At 71.2% G+C, this 7,266-nt stretch carries 7 protein-coding genes and 2 tRNA genes; 2 read left to right on the top strand and 7 right to left on the bottom strand.

The features are described from left to right. From Q0W60_RS12920 to Q0W60_RS12910, 3 genes are all read right to left on the bottom strand, one after another. Positions 1–113: GTP-binding protein (locus Q0W60_RS12920; protein ID WP_297696216.1), on the bottom strand; the 113-nt coding region annotated here is incomplete at its 3' end. Between the two features lie 42 nt (positions 114–155). After that, positions 156–229, bottom strand: a tRNA-Gly gene (locus Q0W60_RS12915). A 50-nt stretch (positions 230–279) separates the two neighbouring features. Beyond that, positions 280–365: transfer RNA gene (locus Q0W60_RS12910), tRNA-Tyr, on the bottom strand. A gap of 132 nt (positions 366–497) precedes the next feature. Between Q0W60_RS12910 and rlmB the strand changes: the two genes are divergently transcribed. Together rlmB and Q0W60_RS12900 are read left to right on the top strand one after the other, a co-directional pair. Next, positions 498–1,295: a 23S rRNA (guanosine(2251)-2'-O)-methyltransferase RlmB gene (gene rlmB / locus Q0W60_RS12905; protein ID WP_297696214.1), complete on the top strand. Its 798-nt coding sequence runs from the start codon at positions 498–500 to the stop codon at positions 1,293–1,295. Then, positions 1,295–2,044: a YjbE family putative metal transport protein gene (locus Q0W60_RS12900; RefSeq protein WP_297696212.1), complete on the top strand. Its 750-nt coding sequence runs from the start codon at positions 1,295–1,297 to the stop codon at positions 2,042–2,044. Before rlmB ends, Q0W60_RS12900 begins: the two co-directional genes overlap by 1 nt. A 5-nt stretch (positions 2,045–2,049) precedes the next feature. Here the strand turns inward: Q0W60_RS12900 and Q0W60_RS12895 are convergent, their stop codons facing one another. The 4 genes from Q0W60_RS12895 to Q0W60_RS12880 all read right to left on the bottom strand — a co-directional run bounded on the left by Q0W60_RS12895 (position 2,050) and on the right by Q0W60_RS12880 (position 7,263). Continuing rightward, complete coding sequence (locus tag Q0W60_RS12895; protein ID WP_297696210.1) at positions 2,050–3,435, bottom strand: APC family permease; 1,386 nt, start codon at positions 3,433–3,435, stop codon at positions 2,050–2,052. Positions 3,436–3,531: 96 nt separating this feature from the next. Beyond that, positions 3,532–5,340: a methionine--tRNA ligase gene (gene metG / locus Q0W60_RS12890; RefSeq protein ID WP_297696208.1), complete on the bottom strand. Its 1,809-nt coding sequence runs from the start codon at positions 5,338–5,340 to the stop codon at positions 3,532–3,534. 91 nt (positions 5,341–5,431) lie between these two features. Further along, a complete protein-coding gene (locus Q0W60_RS12885) occupies positions 5,432–5,785 on the bottom strand; it encodes a DMT family protein (protein WP_297696206.1) in 354 nt (117 codons plus the stop codon). 74 nt (positions 5,786–5,859) lie between these two features. Beyond that, positions 5,860–7,263: an amidase gene (locus tag Q0W60_RS12880; RefSeq protein WP_297696204.1), complete on the bottom strand. Its 1,404-nt coding sequence runs from the start codon at positions 7,261–7,263 to the stop codon at positions 5,860–5,862. Positions 7,264–7,266 lie beyond the last annotated feature (3 nt).

Genomic DNA, 7,266 nt, shown 5'->3' with positions numbered 1-7,266 from the left:
TTCGCAAGCACCATGGTGATCGCCGCCGTCAGCGTCGTCTTGCCATGGTCCACGTGGCCGATCGTCCCAATGTTGCAGTGCGGCTTGTTGCGGTTGAACTTTTCCTTGGCCATCAGGGTCCTGCCGGCGTTGTTTCAACAGATGGATGAAATATTTGGAGCGGGTAGCGGGAATCGAACCCGCATCCTCAGCTTGGAAGGCTGCTGCACTACCATTGTGCTATACCCGCCGAAAGCCCGGGGCGGGGTCGCCCGTGATCTCTCCTCTTCGTCCAGCGCGTGGTGGGGGAAGTAGGACTCGAACCTACGAAGGCGTACGCCAGCGGATTTACAGTCCGCCCCCTTTGCCGCTCGGGACATTCCCCCTCGCGCGCGGGCCGCTCTCCTTGGGACCGACAGAAAGGCTTCCGTCGAGGCTCGCGAAGGGGCTTAAAGGCGCCGAACGCTGGGTCCTTCGACGGAGACCCGTCCGGGCCCCAAATTGGAGCGCGTCTTATAGTGGCCTCGACCTTCGAACGCAACGACGCCCGGCGAGGCAAAAAGAGCCATCCGCACAAGCGCTTCCACCGCCGCCCTGAGGCGGCCGGGGACGACTGGATCTGGGGCTGGCATGCGGTCGAGGCGGCGCTCGAGAACCCGCGTCGGGGCGCGCCTCTCCGCCTGCTCGCGACCCCCGATCGAGCCCGCCAGATCGAGACGCGCTTCGGCCGTCCGGAGGCCCTTGAGATCGCCGATAACGGCCTGATCGCCCAGCACCTGCCGAAAGGCGCGGCGCATCAGGGCGTGGCGTTGCGCGCCGCCCCTCTGCAGAGCGCCGAGCTCGACGCGTTCGAGGCCGCGCCCGGCGCCGTGCTCCTGATGCTCGACCAGGTGACCGACCCACAGAACGTCGGCGCGATCTTGCGCTCGGCTGCAGCGTTCGGCGCGGCCGGCGTCGTGCTGCAGGAACGGCATGCGCCCAGGTTCACCGGCGCGCTCGCCAAAGCCGCGGCCGGGGCGCTCGAGCGCACGCCGGTGGCGCGCGTCGTCAACCTCTCCCGCGCCCTGGAACAGCTCGGCGAATTGGGGTGGCGCGCGGTCGGCCTGACCGGCGCAGCCGAGGCGCCGCTGGCCGAGGTGCTGGACGCGCGCCCGACCGTGCTGGTTCTCGGCTCCGAGGGCGAGGGACTGCGGCGGCTGGTGTCTGAGCACTGCGACGCCTTGGCGAAAATCCCGATGCCCGGCGGGTTCGACAGCCTGAACGTCTCGGCCGCCGGCGCCATCGCGCTCTACGAGGCCGCCCGGCCGCGCGCCTGATGAGCCTCACCGCGATCCTCGACGCCGGAGCCGTCAGCGCCTTCTTCCAGGTGGTGCTCATCGACATCGCGCTCGCCGGCGACAACGCCGTGGCGGTGGGCCTGGTGGCCGCGGGCCTGCCGCAGCCGCAGCGGCGGAAGGCGATCGTGCTCGGCCTCGCCGGTTCGGTCGTGATGCTGATCGGCCTGGCCCTGGTCGCGACCCGGCTCCTCAATCTGGTCGGCGTGCTGCTCGCCGGCGGCCTGCTGCTGCTCTGGGTGTGCTGGAAGATGTGGCGCGACCTGCGCGGAGAGGGGCGCGCCGAGGAAGCGCTGGGCGAGGCCGCCCTTGCCGACGAGAGCGGCCTGGAGATCGCGGCCGCGCCGTCCGAAGTCGCCGCCGCAGCCAGGCCGAAGACGTTGCGGCAGGCCCTGCTGCAGATCCTGGCGGCGGACCTCACCATGTCGCTGGACAATGTGCTGGCGGTCGCGGGCGCGGCGCGCGATCACCCGATGGTGCTGGTCGGCGGCCTCGTGCTCTCGATCACCCTGATGGGCGTGGCGGCGAGCTGGATCGCGCGGCTGCTGCACCGGGTCCGCTGGATCGGCTACCTCGGCCTGGCGATCGTGCTCTATGTGGCGGCGCACATGATCTGGGAAGGCTCGCGCTCGGTCGTCGTCGCCACCGGCCAGACCGCTCGCTACAACGCCGCAATGCCCGGCCGGCCGCTCGACATCACCGGCGAGAAGACCGGCAAGCCGGCGCGCTGAGCCGATCAGGGCGCCTCCACGGACGGACCGGCCAGCCGCCAGCCCCGGCGCCGTTTGAGCACCAGCGCGTAGTAGGCCGCGGCCAGGGCCGCGCAGCCCAGGCTGACGGCGAAGCTGGTCGCGCCCTCGCCGAGGCTGACGGCCCCGAACACCCCCAGCAGGCCGAGCGCCAGGAGCGGCGGCGCCGGCCAGAGCGGCAAGCGCCATCCCGGCGCGGCTGCGCGGCGCTTGCGCCCATGCAGCAGGCAGGCCAGCGACAGGGCGGCGTAGATCAGTGTCACCCCCGCCCCGGACAGCAGGAGCAGCAACGAGAGCGGGACCAGGCAGAGGCCCGCCGAGAGCAATCCCGCCACCAGGGTCGCCGCCCAGGGGGAGCCGAACCGCGGGTGCACCCGGCAGAGAGCGCGCCCGACGGGCCCCGGCCACACGCCGTCGCGGGCGGTGGCGTAGAGCTGCCGTCCGGTCATCAGAACCAGGGCGATGACGGCGTTGAGGATGGCGAGCGCGACGCCCGCGCTGACCAGGCGGCCCAGCCCCGCCCCGCCCGCCCGCGCCGTGAACGCCGAGATCATCCCGTCGCCATCGGCGAACAGAGCCGCCAGGTCGGGCGCGCCCACCAGCACGGCGGCGAGCGCGGCCATCTCCGCCAGCGCGGTGGCCGCAAGCGCCCAGAGCACGGCGCGAACCAGCTTGCGGCGCACGTCGCGGACCTCCTCCGCCAGATAGACCGCGCTGCCATAGCCGTCGTAGGCGAAGAGCCCGACCACCACCGCGGTGGCGAGACCGCCAAGGCCGACGGCGCCCAGCGCGCCGTGCGCGCCGCCGATCATCGGGTGCAGCAGAACCTGGGACAGCGGCCGAGCCGGATGGGCGAAGCCCAGCGCCGCGACGATCAGCAGCGCCAGCAACTCCACGGCGAGGAAGATCCCGGTGACCAGGGCGCTGGCGCGGACATTGAGCACGCCGAGGCCGGTCGCGACCGCCAGCGCCGCGAGCGCGGTGGGAACCGGCTCAAGGCCCGGAGCGAGCTGTCCGAGATAGTCTGCGACGCCCAGCGACAGCGCCGCGCCGGCGAGCAGCAGGTTGAACAGGTTGACGCCGAGCACTGCGAAGCCCGCCAGCGGACCAAGCACCGATCCGACGATCGCATACTCGCCCCCCGCCGAGGGGAAGGTCGAGCCGAGCTCGGCGTAGGTCAGCGCCATGCAGAGCGCCACCAGGCCTGCGGCGGCCATCGAGATCAGCGCGCCGGAGCCTGCCGCCTGCACGACGCCCGGCAGGATCACGAACACCGACGAGGCGGGCGTCTCGGCCGAAAGCGTCAGGAACAGCGCGCCCCAGGTCCCCATCTGCCGCGCCAGCGGCCGAACCTCCGAGGTGGGTGTGCTCACGGGCGGCGGCGGGCGGCGATCATCTGCTGAGTTTAGGTGAGCGCCTGACTCGGGTCTACGCTTCTTCCCGTGCGCTGCGGGACCGGCGAGAAGCGGCTATGCCGGCTCCAGCTCCGCGCCGCCGAAGCGGGCGGTCCACTCCGCGATCTGGGCGTCCTCCAGCTTGCGGAACAGCACCTCGGGCGCGGCCACCTTCCGGCCCGCCGGCAGGGTCCCGAGAACCTGGCCCGGCTGCGGCCAGCGGGCCGGATAGGGCTCGCCCACGGCACGCGCGATCGTCTCCGCGGCGAACGGGATGAACGGCTCGGAGAGCTTGGCGAACAGGGCCACGAGGTCGAGGCCGGCGCGCACCGCCACGGCCGCCCGGTCGCGGTCGGACTTGATCGCCGTCCAGGGCGCCGCCTCGGTGAGGTACTGATTGCCGAGCACCCACAACTGGCGCAGCGCTGTCGTGGATTTCCGGAACTCCCGTTCTTCCAGGTAGCCGGTGAGCTCGGCGAGCTTCGCCGCGACGTCCGCCGCCAGACGCTGCTCGAGGGGGCCCGGCTCGCCGCCGGCCGGGACCTGGCCGTCGAAGCGATTTTCCGTGAACTTGCAGATCCGGTTCACGAAGTTGCCGAGCACGTCGGCCAGGTCGGCGTTCACCTGGTCGCGGAACTGCTCCCAGGTGAACGACGAGTCGGCGCTCTCGGGCGAATTGGCGGTCAGCCACCAGCGCCAGTAGTCGGCCGGCAGGATCTCGAGCGCGGTATCCATGAACACCCCGCGGTGCTGCGAGGTGGAGAACTTGCCGCCGTAGTAGTTCAGCCAGTTGAAGCCTTTCAGCGCGTCGACCAGCTTCCAGGGCGCGTTCTCGCGTCGGCTCCAGCGGCCATCGGGGCCGAGGCGCTCGTTGATCCCGAACAGGGTGCAGGGGAAGCCGACCGTGTGGAACGGCACGTTGTCCTTGCCCATGAACTCCACGTAGGTCACGTCGGCCGCGGCGGGCTCGCGCCACCACCGCTCCCAGTCGCCGTCGTCCGGCGTGCGTCCGATCTCCAGGGCGCGGGCGTCGGACCATTCCCAGGTCGCGGCGATGTATTCGATCGGCGCGTCGAACCAGACGTAGAAGACCTTGTCCGCAAGACCCGCCACGTCGGGCAGCCGACCCTCCGGATCGGGGCCCCAGTCCATGGCGTTGACCGGCACGCCCCAGGAAAGGTCGCGGGTGATGCCGCGGTCCTGCAGGCCCTCGTCCAGCCACTTGTAGGCGATGGAGGTGACGAGGTTGGGCCAGTCCCGGTTCTTGCTGTCGATCCAGTCTCGCAGCTTCGGCGCGAACAGGGACTGGCGCAGGAACAGGTGCTTGGAATCGCGGATCTCGATCTGCGTCGAGCCGGAGATCGCCGAACGCGGCTGTATCAGGTCTGCGGGATCGAGCACGCGCGTGCAGTTCTCGCACTGGTCGCCGCGAGCGGCCTCGTAGCCGCAGTAGGGGCAGGTCCCGATCACGTAGCGGTCGGGCAGGAAGCGCCTGTCGTCCAGCGAAAAGACCTGCTGGGTCACCCGCTCCTCGATGAAGCCCGCTTCCCAGAGGGATTGCGCGAAGCTCTGGGTGAGCCGGTGGTTCTGCGGCGAGGACGATCGGCCGAAGTGGTCCCACGACAGCCCGAACCGGCGACCGATCTCGTACTGGATGCGGTGCTGCGCTTCGCAGTATTCGCCGATGTCCTGGCCGGCTTCGGCCGCGGCCAGCTCGGCCGGCGTGCCGTGCTCGTCGGTGGCGCAGATGTAGAGCGTTTCATGCCCGCGCGCTCGCTGGAACCGCGCATAGACGTCGGCCGGCAGCATCGAGCCCGCCAGGTTCCCCAGGTGCTTGATCCCGTTGATGTAGGGCAGCGCCGAGGTGATCAGGATGCGGGGCATGGACTTTCGGGCGTCTCGCGGAAACCGGGGCTTATAGGCCGCCAGAGGTGGTTCGCCAAAGCAGGGCGCGCAAGACGCCTGTCGCGGGCGATCAGAACGGGCCCTTGAAGACGAAGAAGGCGCCGAGCGCGATGAGGGCGAACCCGATCAGGTGATTGGGCGTCACGGGCTCCTTCAGCCAGGTGACGGAGAAGACAGCGAACACCGACAGCGTGATCACCTCCTGCAGGGCCTTCAGCTCGGCAGGGTCATAGATGAGCCGCCCGATGCGGTTCGCCGGCACCGCCAGGCAATACTCGAAGAAGGCGATCCCCCAGCTGATCAGCAGGATCAGCCACATGGGCCTGTGCTCCACCTTCAGCTGGCCGTACCAGGCGAAGGTCATGAAGACGTTGGAGGCGATCAGCATCAGGATCGGGGCGGTCGCGGTCCAGCTCGTCGGCATGCGGGCTCCAGGGGATGCGCTTTGCGGAGGGCTCTAGCGCGCCGGCCGGACCCGCGCCACGACCCCGCGCCGGCTCAGAGCGGCGGGACCTTATCGAACCAGGGCCGCGCCTGCTCGAGCTGGCCCGCCAGGCTGAACAGCAGCCCCTCCTCGCCCATGCGGCCCACGAACTGCGTGCCGATCGGCAGGCCCGAGCGGCTCCAGGCGAGCGGCGCGGTCATGGCCGGCTGGCCGGTGTTGTTGAACGGCTGGGTGTTGGGCATGAACCGGCCGACCCGCGCGCCGACCTGGCCGCGCTCCTCGAACAACCAGCCGAGCGGGATCGCCGGCCGGCCGAGGGTCGAGAGCAGCAGCACGTCATAGGCCTGGAACAGCTCCGCCATCGCGCGGCCGTAGGCGTGGAGCGTCGCGATGGCGCGGGAATAGGCGCCGCCGGTGATCCGCTGGCCGCGGCGATAGCTCGACATCGTCAGTGGCTCGACCTCGCCGTCCTCGATCGCCCGGCCGCGGCGCTCGGCCGCGGCGTCGAGATCGGCGGCGACACTGGCGGCCACCACCACGCCGGCCGCGGCCTGCATGGCGGAGATGTCGCCGGGGACCTTGGCCGCCTCGACGCTGTGGCCGAGGCTCTCGCACAGCTTCGCCGTCTCCACCACGGCGGCCTCGCACTCCGGATCGAGCGCGTCCGACTGCAACGCGGCGGTGGTGAAGGCGATGCGCAGCCGGCGCGGCGCTCGCTGGGCGGCCTCGGCGAACGGAACCTCAGGCGGCGGCAGGAAGTAGGGATCGCCGGGCTGAGGCGCGCAGATCGCGTCCAGCAGGGCGGCGCTGTCGCGCACGGAGCGGGTCACGGCGTGGTTGATCGAGGCGCCGCCCCAGCCTTCCCCGGCGGGCGCGAAGGAGACCCGGCCGCGCGACGGCTTGAACCCGAACAGACCGCAGCAGGACGCGGGGATGCGGATCGAGCCGCCGCCGTCGCTGGCGTGGGCGGCCGGCGTGATCCCCGCCGCCACCGCCGCCGCCGCGCCGCCGGAGGAGCCGCCGGAGGTGCGCGACAGGTCCCACGGATTGCGGCAGGGGCCGAGAAGCTCGGACTCGGTCACCGGCCACAGGCCGAGCTCGGGCGTGTTGGTCTTGCCGATGATCGCCAGGCCGGCGGCCTTGAAGAGGCGCACGAGGGCGCTGTCGGCGCGTGCGGCGTCGGTCGCGAACAGCCGCGAGCCGCGCGTCGTCGGGGTCCCCGCGAGAGTCGCGCCGAGGTCCTTGAGCAGGAACGGCACGCCCGCAAAGCCGCCCTGGCCGGCCGGAGCAGCGCGGGCGCTCGCGGTCAGGTCCTGGGTCACCGCATTGATCTTCGGGTTGACCTGCGCCATGCGCGCGGCGGCCGTGTCGATCAGCTCTTCCGAGCTGACTTCCTTGCGGGCGACGAGCTCGGCGAGCCCGAGGGCGTCGTAACGGCGGTACTCGTCGAAATTCACGGC

It is taken from the genome of Phenylobacterium sp. (genome assembly GCF_025934275.1).
Classification (GTDB): domain Bacteria; phylum Pseudomonadota; class Alphaproteobacteria; order Caulobacterales; family Caulobacteraceae; genus Phenylobacterium.
This window is presented reverse-complemented; position numbering and strand designations above follow the sequence as displayed.

Coding starts and splice junctions, on each gene's coding strand:
- Q0W60_RS12900 (WP_297696212.1), top strand. CDS start 1,295: ATGAGCCTCACCGCGATCCTCGACGCCGGAGCCGTCAGCGCCTTCTTC.
- metG (WP_297696208.1), bottom strand. CDS start 5,340: ATGCCCCGCATCCTGATCACCTCGGCGCTGCCCTACATCAACGGGATC.
- Q0W60_RS12885 (WP_297696206.1), bottom strand. CDS start 5,785: ATGCCGACGAGCTGGACCGCGACCGCCCCGATCCTGATGCTGATCGCC.